Genomic DNA, 18,042 nt, shown 5'->3' with positions numbered 1-18,042 from the left:
TCGAGGTCCTAAATTGGCAGTCTAGGACCTCGAAGTGTGCTCAGCCATGGAGCCGGAGGCGAAATTGCTGAGTTCCTTTGAGCGTCCGGTGAGTATGCGTTAGCCCTGCCCCCTCCCCCTTGCACCTGCGTCCGCGCCCTTTTTAGTCAAGTAGTCAGAAAATCACATAATCAAAGAGCAGCTACCGCAAGCGAGAGGCTCGCTCCACTCGTTAGGAACACTCCTTGACTCTTTATTACCTATCTGACTGCTTGACTATCTGACTGATTGACTATTTGACTGCCTGACTATTTGACTGCCTGACTGTTTGACTCTTTAACTATCTTCGCCCTCATGGCAAAAGCAGCAAAAAAGAAGTCCAATAAAGTCACTCCCCTGATGCAGCAATACGCTCAGGTAAAAGCCAAGCATCCGGACGCATTGCTGCTCTTCCGGGTCGGTGATTTTTACGAGACCTTCGGCGAAGACGCCGTGAAAGCCGCCCAGACCCTCGGCATCATCCAGACCAGCCGCAACAACGGCGGCTCCGACGTAGAGCTGGCCGGCTTCCCCTACCACAGCCTCGACATGTACCTGCCACGGCTGGTCAAAGCCGGCTTCCGGGTCGCCATCTGCGAGCAGCTCGAGAAACCCTCGAAGGAGAAAAAGATCGTCAAGCGCGGGGTGACCGAGATCGTAACCCCCGGCCTGGCCGTAGGCGACAAAATGCTCGAGCACAAAAGCAATAATTACCTCGCCTGTGTGTCTTTTGCCGGAGGGAAAAAGGGCAACCACGGATTGGCCCTGCTCGACATTTCCACCGGTGAGTTCGTCTGCGCCGAAGGCCCCGGAGACTACGTTGATAAGCTCCTCCAAAGCTTCCAGCCCAAGGAAGTGCTCATCAGTAAAGGGCGTAAAAAAGAGTTCCTCGGTTACTTCGGCGACCGCTTCTACCTCACGCCGCGCGACGAGTGGATCTTCACTACTGACTATACCCAGGAGAAGCTGCTCAAGCAGTTTAACGCCGCCAGCCTCAAGGGCTTCGGGATCGAGAAAATGGAACTCGCCCAAATCGCCGCCGGCGCCATTCTGCATTACCTCGAAACGACGGAGAATAAAAACCTCCAGCACATCACCCGCATCAACCGCCTGGCCAACGACCGCTACGTCTGGCTCGACCGGTTTACCATTCGCAATCTCGAACTTCTCCACTCTCCGCACGACAACGGCGTACCGCTGGTGCAGGTGATGGACCAGACCGTTACCCCCATGGGCGGCCGCCTGCTGCGCAAGTGGGTCGTGCTGCCGCTGCTCGACCATAAAGCCATCAAACGCCGCCATACCGTTGTGCGCGCCTTCGTCGATGATGCCGTGCTGTTGCAGGACCTCGACGAACACCTCCGCAAAATCGGAGACCTTGAGCGGCTGATCTCCAAGGTACCGCTGGGCAAGATCAACCCACGCGAAATCCGGGCACTGGCTAACGCCCTCTGCGCGCTCAGCCCCATCAAAACCTTACTGGAAAGCACCGGCAACGAAACGCTGGCCCAACTGGCCAACAAGCTCGACGCCCTGCCGGCCGTTTGCGACGAGATCGACCGGCAGTTGATGGAGGCTCCCGCCGTCAATCTGCACAAAGGTGGCGTCATCGCCGATGGCTTTGACCCGGCACTTGATGAGCTGCGCGACATCACGCGCAACGGCAAATCCATGCTTGCCGGCATCCAGCAACGGGAAGCGGAGCGGACCGGCATCAGCAGCCTGAAGATCGGCTTCAACAACGTCTTCGGTTACTACCTGGAAGTGACCAACAAATACAAAGATCAAGCCCCGGAGGAGTGGACGCGCAAGCAGACCCTCACCAACGCCGAGCGCTACATCACCGAAGAGCTGAAGGTGCTGGAAGACAAAATTCTCAACGCTGAAGACAAAATCTTACAGCGAGAGGAAGAGCTTTACGAAGAGCTCGTCGTCTGGCTGCAGCAGTTCATTTCGCCCGTCCAGCACAACGCTGGCCTGGTGGGCCAGATCGACTGTCTGCTCAGCTTCGCCAAGCTCGCCAACCGCAACCGCTACGTGGAGCCGGTGCTGGATGAAAGCAAGGATATCGAGATCGTGCAGGGCCGCCACCCCGTCATCGAAAAGCAGCTGGCGGTGGGGGAGCAGTACGTCCCGAACGACGTAAGCCTCGACCCCGACGGCCAGCAGATCATCATGATTACCGGTCCGAACATGAGCGGTAAGTCTGCCTTGCTTCGGCAGACGGCACTGATTTGCCTCATGGCCCAGATGGGTAGCTTTGTGCCCGCCGAGCGCGTTCGCCTCGGGCTCATCGACCGGGTGTTTACCCGTGTGGGGGCAAGTGACAACATCAGCTCCGGAGAGTCGACCTTCATGGTGGAAATGAACGAGACGGCGAGCATCATGAACAACATCACGGATCGCAGCCTGATCCTGCTCGACGAAATTGGCCGGGGCACCTCCACCTTCGACGGCATCAGCATCGCCTGGGCCATCGCCGAGTATCTCCACAGCAACGGTAAAACACGGCCAAAGACGCTTTTTGCCACCCACTACCACGAGCTCAACGAGCTGGGTGACCGGCTGGAGCGTATCAACAACTTTAACGTCGCCATCAAGGAGCACGCCAATAAGATCATCTTCCTGCGCAAGCTCGTGGCCGGCGGCAGCCAGCACAGTTTCGGTATTCACGTCGCCCAGATGGCGGGCATGCCGCGGGAGATCGTGCGCCGGGCAACGGATATTCTGGCACAGCTGGAAAGCCAACATATCGAAGGGACAGACGGCTCCCCTCTCCCCCGGAGAGGGGCTGGGGGAGAGGCTTCTGGCGCAGACGCAGGTGCAGGGGAAGTTGAACAGCAAGGTCCTCAGGCCCGGCCCGTTGCCGCCAGTACTTTCTCTCAGCCCGCCCCCCAGCTCTCCATCTTTGAGACGGTAGACCCTACCGCCGGCCGCATTAAGGCCGCTCTGGAAGAGATCAACATCAACAACATGACACCAATTGAGTGTATGATGAAGCTCAATGAGTTAAGGGGGTTGTTAGAGGAGTAGCCCTAAGCTAAAATGGCTTAGGCATATCGCCCCTTAGCGGCAGAAGCCCGCCATTACATTCCAGCGAAAGAGCAGGGCTGGCAAGCCAGCCAGCCTTTGCCTGCAATCAACGTTTTTTTACTGAAAGCGAAATCGAAAGCGCCCTGTCAGGGCTCTTTCAACTCCCTTCATTGCACCTGCGCGCGCCGCCATATCAGCCTCCTCCTCTCCATTGCGCTCTTCTTGTCAGCGACAGGTATTTACACCTGTTTTCAGCTATTTACCACCTGTTTATAACCATTAACCACTACAAATTGACACATTCCAATTTAAAACTTGTAGCTTAAGCCTTTCTATTCTAATCAAACGGGAGGTGATCATCGCTCTTCTCCCTCCCCTGCTAACACTGGTCTTATAACTCTCACAGACAGCTTTGAGAAAAGCCGCTGGCTTGCCAACGCCAAAGGGAGCATGGGTAATTGAATCTTACTCCCTCATGTTTCTGAGGCCTCTGACCTTTTATATCTGCTTTTTTTCACACCGCTTCCTGCTTCACACAAGAACTCTTTAGATCATTCACTTTAATCTCAGCTTTCACACATGACGACTCTTGTAAAAAATCCACCTCCTGCCGGAGTAATCTCTACCTCCGTTTATCATTATCGTTGTTTTCTGTTCCTGTTGCTTCTCGTGAGCAGTGGGTTCGGCAGCCTTTCTGCACAATGTACCTTTACGGGCAGCGCAGGGACAACTCTTTCGGAAGACTACGACACCAATCAGGGGCCTTACTCCCTCACTTACGCGACGCTGCCCGCCAGCCTGGCCACTTCTTACGTTACCGCAACCTCGGATGCGACCATTGAAATCTGTTTCTACGGAGACATGAACAATGACTCCGAAACCTGGAGCACCGTTATTGAAGGCGTAACTTTTGCTTCCGGCGCTTACGGCCGCAGCCCTACCGTCGGTGACCCCTTCTGCCAGATCATTACCCTGCCGGAAGCAAACCTCAATAGTGGCCTCAGCGATGGTGACCTGGATATCTCCTTCAGCAATTTCGGTACGGGCTGGACAGCAGCAGATAACGGTGATGCAACCATTGACTTATTTAATGCTTTCGTCCGCTCAGTCCGTTTCGATTATGAAGTGGAGGTAAGCATCAGTTCTCCGGCCGATCAATGCCAGGACGGCACAGACGTTACCTTCAGCAGCACGCCACCAAACGGCACCGCGACGGGAGACCTTGTCAGCTATGAAATATTTCCTGCTACGCCAGGATTCAATACTACTACGGGTGCCATTGACGTCAGTGCTGCAGACCCCGGCCAATATATCGTGCGCTACAACTACGAAGTGTTCGGCTGTAGCTTCTTTGCCGACACGGACATCAACATCTTCCCCACTCCCGTAGCGACGGTCGATGATCAGGTGCTCGCCTGCGGGGTAACGGGTATCAACCTTACGTCCCTGTTTACTGACAGTACCACAGAGGGCGGCACCTTCACCACCTCTACGGCGGGTGCCACTATCAATGGCAACAATCTCACTTTTGATGGTTTGGGTTGTGTCAATGTTACTTATACCCTGCCTAACGTAAATGGCTGCAACAATACGCCCTACTCCGACGATGCATTCGTGTTTTTCCCCGAGCGGGTCGCCCCTAACTTTCAAATCACCTCTTCCGCCACTTGTTGGGACGGTACTGCACCGCTTGACATTGTGATTGACCGCAGTAGCCCCGACTACGTCGGCACCTCCAGCATCGCCTGGTCAGCAGAAGGCAGCGGTGTAGCCGTAAGCCTTACTAACCCCACGGCTGATGTTCCCCTTATTTCCGTGAGCCGCCTCGACCCGGCAGTACCTGCCTTAGGTACCGTCCGGATCTGCCTGGAAGAAACGGTAACCACTGCCGGCGATTGTACCGCCGACTTCGACTGCAACCTCATCCGTTGTCGCGATATTACCATTTCCAGTTTCGGTTGTAACGAAGATTGTACCCTCTTCGACCCGCCGGCCGCTGTTTGCCCCATTCAAGTGAACTCATCTTTCGGCTTCAGTATCTTTGGTATTTCCTTCGATTTTGGCGCTCTTACGGGTTTTGATCTCTACGAAGCCTCCGTCGTTCCCGGTGATTACGTGATGCAAAACAACCCCTCGATGGGGGGCACGGAAGAAGCCATCATTAGTTGTATTGACGACGGGCTGGACGTCAGCTGGGACGCTGGTTTAAATGACGCGCTATTTCCCGCCGGACCGTTACTGGACGATCCCATTCTTGAGCAAATTGGTGCCGGCTTCATCTGTGATGCAGCCATGTTCTCCATTCCCTTTCCCGCCGGCTTCTGTGGTGATTGCGGCCCGCGAGGCTCCCCCAACCTATGTGTTGACCTGGGCCTTTTTGACCCCTGTATTCTGGTGGACAACTTCATGCCCCTCTCTTTCCTCAACTTTGAAATAGACGGATTTGGGACCATTTGCAGCATTACTCCGCGTACCCTGATTGTTGATCCACTTCAGCAGGTAATTGAAAGCACCTCCGTTGCCGTCGTCTGGGCGGACACCGACGGAGACGGAGCCTTTGACACCGTTCTCGAGCAGGGTGGAATGATCTTTGACGGCTCTGCCGCCGGCACCGCTTTCGTACCCAACAACGTACAGGGCGAAGGAGTCATTACCGTTCGGAACCTCGCTGCCGCCATTAAGGCTCCGTATTCTCCCTGCGTAAGTCCGGAGGGGACTAACCTGATCGACCTGCTACCCATTGACTTCATTCCCGTTGCCGGGCCAATCATTCGCCAGGCACTGACGACAGCAGGGCTGAACATCAACATCGCTCCTTCCGACTACGCCGACCTGCCCATCACCGTACAGAATGATCAGGACCCCCAGTTTCTGAACTTTCCCACCGAATACGTTTTCGCTTCCGGCACTAACTGTTCCAGCCCGGCCACCTGGTCAGCTCCCATCGCTATTGATGCCTGCACGGGCCTCGTGATCGAAGACGTTGCTCAAACCGGCGGCCCGGTTTCCGGCGAAGTGCTTGCCATCCCGAATCCCAACCCGGTAGACCCCAACAATCCGAATCTCTACCGCGTCGAATACACCGCCACGGCTTGTAACGGCCAGACGGTGGTGGACAGCTTCGACGTTTTCGTCTCCGTTGGAGACCCGCTGCTCTCCTGCCCTGAAACCATCGTTTTGCCTAACGACATTGACCAGTGTGGCCGTGTCGTTACTGGTCTTACCCCCCTTCAGGGCCTGGGCTGCAAAACCACCATTACCTGGACCGCCCCGGGTGCAACCCCGAATGCCGGAACGGATGACGCCAGTGGCACAACCTTCCCCGCAGGCACCACCACGGTGACCTATACGATGACTTATGTGGACGCAGCGGGCGCTACCCAGACCCAAACCTGTGACTTCGACGTCATCATCGAAGACCTGCAAAAACCATCAGCTCAATGTCGTGACGTTGAAGTACGTCTTGATGACCAGGGGCAGGCCATTGTTACCGTTGCCGATATAGAAGGTGGCAGCACGGACAACTGTACACCTGCTGCAGGTTTGGATTTCAGCATCGCCCGCACTGACATGGTTTTCGGCCCCTCCGTTTCTTTCGACTGCTTCGAGGAAGGCCAGCAGACCGTCATCCTCCGCGTCCGGGACACCGCCGAAAATGATGGCAACCCCATGACCGATGAACGCAATGAAAGACGTTGTCTTGCTCTGGTAACCGTAACGGACTACTTCGAAGAATTCACCCTAACCCTTGACGTGCCGGAACTCTGTCTGGAGGCCAATAATGAAGAACAACTGGATTTTGGCAACTACCTCACCATTGCTCATCCTGACGGAACGACCTTTAACCATCTGGAAGAGCTGGGCAACGGAGATGACATTGGTGGCGTATTTGGTATTACCGGCTACAACCCTTCCATTCCCGGATCTGGCACCCAACGTGGTACCAGCGTTAATGACCCGGGAGATGCTGGCTTTATTGATCCCCTCACCGGCGTTTACACGCCGGGTACGGGCACGGGCTTTGTTACCATCAGCTACGTGCTGGGGATCGGCGGTCAGGTTACCGCCGGAGTGAACCAGCTCGATGGGTGTTTTATCCTGACGACCGATGTGTTCGAACTCCGCCAGCCACTTGCGATGGACGCTCCTGAATGTATGTGTATTGTTCAGAATGACCGAATTGTTGAGCTCGGCGAAATCACTGGTGGACTCGAGCCTTACACCATTCAGTACAGCGGTGTTAAACTCGATGTGGACAATGATGGCATCGCCGACGATCAGGATGGTGAATTCATGTACCTCGGGGATTTGGGCGCTTCCGCAGGTGCCATGACTTTTGACACAGCAGACTTTGCCCAGGATTTGGGGTCTCTCCTCGTTGACTATACACAACCGACCTGGTCTTTCACCATTGTGGATGCCCGCGGTTGTGAGCTCTTCCGTTCCGGAAGCTGTGACAATGACGACGAAAACGGAACCCCGGAGATTCTCTGCGAAGACCTGGGCCCCGTATCACTATTCACCGAAGAATCCCTCTGTGAAGCACAATACACCTGGGCACATCCCCTGCCTACGGACAACTGTGACGTCATCCTCTACACCTATACCATTACCAACCCCGATGGGTCCCTCAGCGGACCATTTGACCTGACGGCATTGCTGAACCCCGACATCACCAACCCTGATCCGGAGATGTTCAACGGTGTTTATGAGTTTCAACATGTCAGTCCGGCATTGATCACCTCCACCGTGACTTACTACGCAGAAGATGCCGTAGGCAACTTTAGTAGTTGCAGCTTTGACGTAAGCGTGGAAGATGACGACAAGCCCTTCTTCCTGAACTGCGTAGAGCCCGCCGTAATCGTAAACGCCATCGAAGGAGAATGCCAGGCCTTCGCTAACTACTCCCTGCCACTTGCCGGGGATAATTGTTCCTCCCCGATCGTAACGCAGGTGGATATGACCGGGCTGGTATCCGGCGATCTCTACCCCGTAGGTATCACCATCAACACCTTCGAAGCCGTTGATGAAACCGGAAACAAACTACGCTGTGACGTAAAGGTGATCGTCAACGATATCTTCCTTCCGCCCAGCTATGACTGCCCTGACGAGGTGACCGCCGCCACTGATCCCGGTGATTGTGGAGCCATCATCGAAGACATTGCCCCAACAGGCATTGAAGACAATTGCCTCGACAACCTGACCGTCATCTACCGCATCGATGATGCGGACGGTAACCTTCTCTCCAGTGGATTCGACGATGCCAGCGGCACTTTCTTCGATCAGGGAACGAGTACTGTCTCTTACGCGACCCAGGACATGCCGCTACTGCTCATTACCGAAATCACCCATGATCTGGGGAATACAGATGACGGCAACGTGATGCCTCCTGCTTTTAGCACCGGTAACCCTGCGGATGGTGACTACCTCGAAATCACAAACTTCAACCGTGCCGTGATGGACGTTAGCTGTCTTATGATTGAGCGCATACACGCCGGCGGAACAGATTCTTACGCCGTTCCTACTTTCACCTATCTGGAGCCCGGCGGAACCCTGACGATACACTTTGGTGACGGCACGAATTCACCTGCGGACAACTTCTTCAATGTCCCCGGAGCAGAGAACCTGCCGATCGGTGAGCCCGCTGCTTACGTGTTGAGCCTGTCCCGGGCGATACTTGACGTAGCCGCCATCAGTGGTTATGACCTGAACGGCACGCCGGCAGCTGATTACTGGTCGGGTACTGCCGCCCCAACTAACGGCGCCGGAATCGTCCGGACGACCGTGTGGGACACAAATACGGCCGATGACTTTATGGCCGGCGCAGCCTGCCAATCGGCTACCTTCGGGGCGTTGAACCCCGGCCTGGCTCAGCCCGTGCCTAACGGAGCTGCCACTGCGATTCAGGCACAGCCTACTACCCGGATAGAATGCGCGCCATTCACCGTTACGGTGAACGACGATGAGGCGGCAGTCTGTGGTCTTTACGGAGAGCATGAAGCCTACATTGCCGGAGCTATTGACGTGGCCTACGGCGACTGTATTGAAACGGTATACACTGTGACCGACGACCTGATCGTTGCTGACGTCAACCTGAACCTTCAGGGTATGGCTGGCGATATGGGTAACCTGACCTTCACGCTCATCAGTCCCGAAGGCACAGAAGCAGAACTAGCCACCGGGGCCTGCCCCGGCACGAATGCCATAGAATTCACCTTTGACGGAGACTTCGGCCCGGTCATTGACCAGGGCTGCGGCTTGCTAAACAGCGCCGGGCTACTCGTAATGCCCGCCGGAGACATTGAGGCTTTCAATGGTGAATCCATGATTGGAGACTGGACCCTTCGCATCGGTCATAACGGTCAGCAAAACACTGCACCTGCGGTGATCGCCTCCACCATACTTTTCATCAGCTCCCGCGAGGCTTATCCGGATTACACCGCTGTCCTGGAAAACGATCCGGGTGTTTGTGGTGCTGATTACAGCTGGCAGCATGCTATTTTATTTGACAACTGCCCCGGAGGAAGTGTTCTTTGGGAAATCATTGATAGCAGCGGAAGTATTCTGGTTACGGAAGACCTCACCATTCTCCCCGAGAATACTGACGTGACCTTTTTCTTCCCCGTTGGCATCAACACCGTTCGGTATACACTTACGGACGGAAGTGGCAACAGTAGTAGCTGTGCCTTTGACGTAACTGTGGACGATACCGAGCCTCCCGTTATTACCTGCCCGGCTGATGTAACCATTCAACTTGCAGGGGGAGAGTGCGAAAAATCTTACCGACCGAGTGATTATACCGCTACAGACAACTGCGGAGTAGTCTCCATTTTTGGCACTCCTCCTTTCCACGAAGCATTACCCATCGGGGTTAATGACGTGCTGTTTTCTGTCGTTGATGCAGCGGGTAATACCACTACCTGTACCTACACCGTTACCATTGTAGAGTACGAACCGGCCCTGGCACAGATGGCTTGTATCGAACAGATTAACGTTCACATTCCCGGAAACTGTGAGCAACTTATCATTGCGGATATGGTCCTGGCCGGTGATGAATATTACTGCTATGACAATTACGAGCTGAGGCTCCTGCAACGGAACGCCGCCGGAGACTTTGATACACTGGCCACCAACCTCGTTGGTATTGACCAGATTGGCGGAGAGATTCGCTACCAGGTCTATGACCCTCGAAACGACGTAAGCTGTTGGGGTAGAATTGACGTAGGATTTTTCTCAGCACCTGAGTTTATCTGTCCTGAAGACACCATCGTAAGCTGCAACGCAGCTACTGATGTTACCGCCATGGGTTCCCCTACCCTGCTTAGCTGTGCCTTGGCTGGCGCAACGGTTGCTCATGCAGACACACTACAGCGCAATGAAGCTTGCGATGATCCCCGCGCCATACTGCGCAGAACCTGGAAAGTAACCGATGCCTTCGGCAACTCCAGCAGCTGTGTGCAAACCATTACAATTGAGGCATTCGACCTGGCCACAGTCCGCTTTCCCGCCGACCTGGACGGAGACGTTAGCCCGGCCATCAATTGTGTAGCAGCAGCCAATGACCCTACCCTCACTGATCCGGAAAACACCGGTTTCCCCTTCGTTGACGATGGTGCCAATATATTCACCACCAACTTTTGCAGCGCCAGTTACTTGTACTCCGACGAAGTTTATAACATCTGTGCCGGCAGTTATGAAATTATCCGCACCTGGAAGGTGCGAAATACCTGCCAACCCGTTATCCCCGGAGTGAACCCGATTGAGGCAGTACAGATCATACGGGTGCTGGACTTTGAGAACCCACGCCTGAGTTGCCCTGACGATGTCACCATCAGTACCAACAGTATTGATTGTAACGGCGCTTATCATATCCCGCCTCCCGTCGTAGAGACAGGCTGTACTAACTATACTTACACCGTCTCCGTCAGTGCCGGAGATCTCCTGCGGATCAATGATGGTTCTTACGTACTCTCCGGTTTGAACGAAGGCATATTTACCATTCGCTACGAAGTTGAAGACGAATGTGGTCGCTACAGTGAGTGCATTTTCAATATTACCGTAGTAGATCAGGTTGGCCCGACGGCCAGCTGTGAGAATGGCCTCAACGTATCACTTAACGGTGGCGGAGTTGCCAGCCTGGATATAGAAGATATTGATGGTAACAGCCAGGATCTTTGCAGTAGTATTGAGCTGGCCATCCGCCGGTCCTACGAATTTGACCCGACCACTTGTGAGCCACTGGCAACCAACTCTCTGACTGAATGGGGCCAGACGGTTGACTTCAACTGCTGCGATCTGGAAGGTCTGGTCAATGTAGAACTACGGGTAACCGATGAGAACGGGAACACCTCCTCCTGCTGGACAGAGATACTCGTAGAGGATAAAATCACTCCTGAGTGTGAACCTCCTGCAGACCTTACGATCACTTGTATTGACTATAGGGAGAGCCTCCCCAATGACATCACCGAAGCCAGCGATATTGAGCTGGACGCTGCTTTTGGCAGCGCCCACGCCGTAGACAACTGCGGAGCATCAGTCAGTCAGTCCGTTTCCGGTAGTGTCAATAGCTGTGGCATAGGTCAACTGACTCGCGTATTCACCGCAACTGATGGTGTAGGACTGACCAATAGTACAGTCTGCACACAGACGATCAATGTTATTGGTGTCTTTGATTACCAGCTTACCTTCCCGACGGATGAAAGCGGCACCTGCGCCGACATCCCCGGTTACGAAGAGCTGATTACGGCTTCCTTCGCCTGTGACCTTTTCGCCATCGACACTCACGTAGATACCCTTCGGACGATTGATGCCGGAGACGAATGCTTCAAACTGCGTGTCACCTATGACGTCATTAACTGGTGCGAATACAACACCCTGGGGGACCCCTACCTGATTCCCCGTGATGGCAGAATGAACCGCGACCCCGAAAGCCAGCTGCTGTACCTGAATGTTATTCGTGGCGAGCAGATCAATGATACGACCGACGACCTGGCTTTTCTTTCCCGATTTAGCGATCGCAACCTTAATGAAGGAGCTCCGCAACGGGACCAGCTTCTGGATAACGGGAACGACACTGACGACGGAGATGATGGCAATCACACGACCGAAGAACTGCCCTATAGCATTGATGACAGTCGCGGAGCCTTCCGCTACGTGCAGTATATCAAAGTGTATGACGAGGTGGCACCGGTAATTAACAGTAGCCATCCGACGGAATGCTTCAGTGGCGAAAGCGAAGAATGTAGTGCCACCGTTGTACTCAACTTCACGGCGGAGGACGAATGCTCTACGCCAATCGTTACCGCCCAACTGGATCTGAACTACGTAGCTGCAGATGGTTTCCTCCCAATGAGATCACTCTCCGCCACGGAACTAACGACGGACGTAACCGGCGCTTTTGTCATTCGGCTTACCGGTATTCCCACCGGCCAGCATGCGGTACGAATCAATGCCAACGACGGCTGTGGTAATTTCGACAACGAACTCATCGAGTTCTGCGTCTCCCCCAACCGTGCCCCGACGCCCATCTGTATTCAGACCCTGACGGTCAGCCTGATGCCTGACGGACAAGGAGGCGGTATTGCCGCCATATGGGCAAGCGACTTTGTTGCCAGTCCGATTGCAGATTGCTTTGGTAATGCCATCGACACCTACGGCCTGTACCGGGAAACGACGGCCGTCGATGCCGGCTTCACACCCACTGCTGATCAGTTGGGCCTCACCCTCGACTGTAATGATTATAGCAATGGAACAGTTCCCCTCAGACTCTACGCCTTCGATGCTGCGGGAAATTCTGACTACTGTCAGATTGTTGTGGAAGTACAATCTAACGGCGACATCAACCCTTGTGAAGCAGGAGGCTTTGCTCAACTCGCCGGATCCATTACGGACCGTGCGAACAACCCCGTGGAGGACGTCGTCATCCACCTGAGTGGGTCAGCAGGACTTTCGCGAGAAATGACCACGCCGGAGGATGGAAGCTTCTCCTTCGAAGCACTTCCACAGGGAGGAGATTACACCCTTACGCCCTCTCATTTCAGCAACTTCCTCAATGGTGTACGCACTTCGGACATCGTCGGCATCACCCGTCATATCCTTGGTGTTCAGGCGCTGGATGGCCCCTACAACCGATTGGCTGCTGACGTAGACGGGAACACAGAAATCAATGTGGGAGACATTATCTCTATCCGCCGCCTGATTCTCGGACTGGCAGATGGTTTCCCGAATGACAACCCGAGCTGGCTATTCATCCCCTCCGATTTTGCCTTCAGCCAATCGGATAACCCGTGGGCGGAAACTTTCCCCAGTGTGAGCAACTACAACAACCTGACGACCACCGTAAACGGCGCTGACTTCGTCGGCATTAAACTCGGAGACATTAACCAGTCAGCCGTTGCGAATGCCCGGATGCCTGCAGTTCCCCGGAATCTACGGGGAAGTCTGGAGATGGAAACGGACGAGGTTCGGCTCCGCACGGGAGAGACTTTCCGCATTCCGGTCAGTGCGCAGGCACTGCCGGAAGTGGATGGCTATCAGTTCACGCTGCAGTTTGACCCCACTATTCTTGAAGTCACGGGTATTGAACCTGGCTTGGTTCCCAGCGGTAATTTCGGCTGGACATTCGCCGAACGCGGGCTCATTACCAGCAGTTGGAACTGGGCTTCCGCTACCACTCCTGCGAACTGGACCGGAGAGGAAGTTCTCTTTACCCTTCTCGTTCAGGCCAACAGCGATGACAGGCTGAGCAGCGGGCTTCTCTTGGGCAGCCAGTACACCCCTGCCGAAGCATACGAGCGAAACACGGGCCAATTACGTGATCTCGCCCTGGTCTTCAAGGAAAATGAGACCACTGCATTACGCAACGAGTTGCTGCAAAACGTACCTAACCCCGTCCGGAACCAAACCATCATCGGTTTCCACCTGGCAGAAGCTAAGCCTGAAGTAACAGTTTCCATCAGGGATGCTACCGGCCGGCTTGTTCAGGAATTCCTCCGGGAAGGAATGGTGGGTTACAATAGTCTTGTGGTAGACCACCGTATGCTGAACAAGACTGCAGGGATTTATACTTACACGGTCACTGCCGGAGACTGGGTAGCCACCCGGCGCATGATTGTACTGAAGTAAGCCAGCAGATTTTATACGCTGAAATAATTACGGCACCTGAAGCAGCATTGCCTCAGGTGCCGTTTTTGTTCTGACGGTAACTCGTCTTGAGAATCCTGATCGCAACCGCTTCCTACAGAGGGGCGCGGCCGCAGGTGCAAACAATGTTAAGGGGCTAACCGCCCTACTCCTCCACCAGCCGGTAAGTCCGCACCCAATCCACCAGCATCTTATTTTTTGAGGGGGCAGCGAGGTCTTCGTCTTTAGCAATGATGCCCTGGCGGGAACGCCAGTGATGATCCTCGGTATCCAGAATCATCACCATGGGCCTGTCCATCACGAAGGCAGACTTATCCATGAAGGTTTTGGTGTAGTCTTTATCGAACATTTCTGCCTGCGCCCAGGAGCCCGTAGGCAGTGGCTTACCATCAATGTAGAAGTAGACCTCCGCCGGGCTCTTCCAGAAGACACCAAAAGTGTGGTATTCCTCCCGCCAGTAAGCTTCATCGGGCAATTCTACATGATTTGATGCATTGAAGTCGCTGGTAATTCCCTTTTCTTCTGAGCGGATAAAAACGTGAAAGTTTGTTGACATCCGCCTCGCGAAATCTCCCTTTTCGGCTCCGCCGTAAACTTCCAGCACGTCGATTTCCCGGCGACTGTCCCGGCTCAGGAACCAGAAATTGGAGCTAAGCTCCAGGTTACTCACCTTAATCCTTGCCTCAGTGTAAGCCGGATACATCAGCGCTGCCTTAGCGGTAACAATTCCACAATTCACCTGTTCTGTCCCTTCCCTGCGGGAGGCACGGATGACCAGATTACCACCTTCCACCGAAGAATGATCGCCTTGCCATTGGGTTAGCCCCGGGCCGTTCCATCGGTTGAAGTAAGTATCCTGCCAACGTCTACGGAAGCGTTTTTTCTTACCGCGGTAGTTGAAATCATCGGAAAGTTCTTTCAGTAGCTTCCAGCTTTGCCCCGGGCCGGCAGGCACGGGTACGGGGAGCTTTTTCCAGTCTTGCCCCGCCAATGAGAAGGAGAGAAAAGCAATGAATAGAAGGAACGTGCAACGGTTTAAAATCTGAGGAGTTAAGCTTTGCATAGCACAAAGCTATGGTTGATCCGAGGCCGGGCTTACCACGAAAGGCTACTTTCATAGCACGAAAAGCTAAATGCATCATTTGAGCGCTATCCAATTGGCCTGCAGGCTGAACACCACCACCTTGTCTCCCCCCTGCTCCCATAAACTCCCCCCTGCATCCTGCGGCCGCGCCTCCTTTTGGTAAATACGAGACGAAACCTATAAAACCGTCAATTGGTCAACCAATTTTTCGTATTTTTGGAATCTCTTACCAACCCACAAGATCATGCACACCCTGAAATCAACTTCTGTCCTTTCTTCCTTCACGAGCGGCCTGTCTTTGCTGCTGATGGTATTATTCACCTCGCTCTCCCTGAGCGCGACGAACTACCCGATCAATTCAGCCGACGACCTAGAAGACCTCACCCTGGTACCCGGCGATACGGTAATCTGGGAAAACGGTACCTACGCCAATCAGGAAGTGAACTTCATTCGTTTCTTCGGCACCGCCGAAGCGCCCATCGTGCTCAAAGCGGAGACCCCCGGCGGGGTCATCTTCACGGGTGAATCCCCCATGAAGATCTTCGGCACCCACCTGATCGTGGAAGGCTTCTACTGGCGGGAGGGCATCGGTACGAACAATCACGTGGAAACCCGGCGTAGTGGCTCCAGTACAGATTTGTGTACAGACTGCATCATCCGCAATTGCGCTTTTGACAACCTGTTTACCACCGCCCCCGACAAGAGCCGTTGGGTCGTTCTGCGCGGTCAGCGCAACATTGTGGAAAACTGCACCTTTCAGAACAAAAACAGCACGGGCGTCATGATTCTGGTGGAACTGGCCAGCCAGGGAGAGACCACCGCTGATCACATCATCCGCAACAACTATTTTTATAACATTACGCCAAAAGATGATTTCGCGTCGAATTCCGGCGACAGTGAGACGATCCGGATCGGTGCCAGCGGCAACCAGGCCGTAAATGCCCGGGTAACCGTTGAGCACAACTACTTTCTCTCAACGGATGGGGAAAACGAGATCATCTCCAACAAGAGTGCGGAGAACCGCTATCTGCACAATACCTTCCGGTTAAGCCGGGGCTCACTGGTGCTCCGGCACGGGGCCCGTGCACGCGTAGAGGGCAACTTTTTCCTCGGAGAGGGCAAGGCAAAATCCGGTGGCATCCGGGTAACCGACCGCGACCACGTGATCGTTAATAACTACATGTCCGGGCTGATCAATGACAATGATCCCTGGAATAACGGAATCACTATTGTGGCCGGCGACGTTGCCTCCGGCGGCAGCAGTAACGGCTACCAACGGGTGGATGATGTACTGATCGCCTTCAACACCATTTACGACGCCGAAGACCCCATTTACTTTAATGACCGGCATTCCCACGTATCCACCGGCATCATCGCCCACAATCTGGTGTACAGCACCCGCGGGCAACTCGTGGCGGGAGACATTGGTGATACGGGTTCCGGCATGACTTACGTCAACAACCTCTTCGGCGGCTCCAGTGTCGGCATCACCAACGCTGGCATTACGGTAGGAGATGAGACCTTCAGCACCGATGGCGAAGTCTTCCTTCCCGTAGCTGACGGGCTGGTCGCTGGCGCAGCCGGCGATGCCTACGCCGAGCTGGTAGCGCTCGATGTACGTGGCCTTAGCCGCCCGGCCACCGGCCGGGACATCGGCGCCCACGAAGTAGACGGCGCCAGCGGAAGTGAGCAGTTTCGCCCCATCGTCAATGATGACGTTGGCAACGGCGTAGGGGCTTCCTTTCTGAATGCCGACGGCCACGGTAACACGGGCCCCAGCCTGAATGTCGGCAGCACGAACGTTTTCCCGGCCGAAGGCGGCAGTCAGTCCGTCAGCGTTCAGGTCATCGACGTAGACTGGGAGGCTACGGCAGACCAGGAGTGGATCAGCCTTTCCCCCAACAGCGGCACGGAGAGTGGCGTGATTCAGATCACCCTGACGGCCAACCCCGGTAGCCAGGAGCGCACTGGCAGCGTTACCGTGACGGGCATGGGGCTTTCACGGGAGATCGCCATCCGGCAGTCAGGTACGATTTCTCCGGCGGATTGCCCGCAGGGAACGAATGTGGCCCTTGAAGGGTCCGTCAATAGTTTCAGTACACAGCAGAATGAGGATAATGCAGCAGCAAACGTAATCGATGATAACACTGGCAACCGCTGGTCAGCAGAAGGTTTCCCTCAGTTTCTGGTCGTTGATCTTGGAGCAGCCTTTTCCATCAACGAGGTCAGCCTCATCCCGCATCAGGGGCGGGATTATCAGTTCCTGCTCGAAGGGAGTAACGAGCCGGAGGGAACCTTCGTCACGCTCGTCGATGCAACCGACAACCAGGCCGGAGGCAATTCCATTGACCGCGATTTTCCGGAGCAGGTTTACCGCTACATCAAGCTGACCGTCACCGGTGCGGCCACTTACGAAGGCCCCTGGGTATCAGTTTCGGAGCTCAGGCTGGGTTGCTCAGGTACTTCGGTCAGCTCCCGGAACCCCGCGGCGGAAGCCGCGGGTATCGGGCTGCGGCCAGTTCCCGTTACGGACGTCCTCTACATCGATCACCTACCCGCTGGCTACACCGAATACAGCCTGATCGACTTTAGCGGCCGGGTAGCCGCCCGGGGCAAGCTTACCAACAGTCAGATAGATCTGCGTCAGCTACCCGCCACGGGTATGTTTGTACTTCGCCTGACCGGTGAGGGGCTGCCGGTACTGGCGCAGAAGGTGATGAAGGTTCGGTAGGCGCTTTGCTTGTGTATTTGATCGTGCAACAGTG

At 54.8% G+C, this 18,042-nt stretch carries 4 protein-coding genes; 3 read left to right on the top strand and 1 reads right to left on the bottom strand.

All coding sequences use genetic code 11. The annotated features are described in order from the left end of the window. The first annotated feature begins 333 nt into the window (after positions 1–333). Both mutS and BM123_RS20245 read left to right on the top strand, forming a co-directional pair. Entirely contained in the window at positions 334–3,051 is a 2,718-nt protein-coding gene (gene mutS, locus BM123_RS20250) for a DNA mismatch repair protein MutS (RefSeq protein WP_090172330.1), read from the top strand. A 579-nt stretch (positions 3,052–3,630) separates the two neighbouring features. Further along, positions 3,631–14,175: an HYR domain-containing protein gene (locus tag BM123_RS20245; RefSeq protein ID WP_090172328.1), complete on the top strand. Its 10,545-nt coding sequence runs from the start codon at positions 3,631–3,633 to the stop codon at positions 14,173–14,175. Positions 14,176–14,338: 163 nt separating this feature from the next. On the opposite strand, the gene BM123_RS20240 is transcribed toward BM123_RS20245, so the two are convergent. After that, positions 14,339–15,256, bottom strand: a complete 918-nt coding sequence (locus BM123_RS20240; RefSeq protein ID WP_090172326.1) for a family 16 glycosylhydrolase — start codon at positions 15,254–15,256, stop codon at positions 14,339–14,341. 265 nt (positions 15,257–15,521) lie between these two features. On the opposite strand from BM123_RS20240, the gene BM123_RS20235 reads away from it, so the two are divergent. Next, on the top strand, positions 15,522–18,008 hold the full coding sequence (locus tag BM123_RS20235) for a chondroitinase-B domain-containing protein (protein WP_090172324.1): 2,487 nt from the start codon (positions 15,522–15,524) through the stop codon (positions 18,006–18,008). Positions 18,009–18,042 lie beyond the last annotated feature (34 nt).

The organism is Neolewinella agarilytica (genome assembly GCF_900110645.1).
Taxonomy (GTDB): Bacteria; Bacteroidota; Bacteroidia; order Chitinophagales; family Saprospiraceae; genus Neolewinella; species Neolewinella agarilytica.
This window is presented reverse-complemented; position numbering and strand designations above follow the sequence as displayed.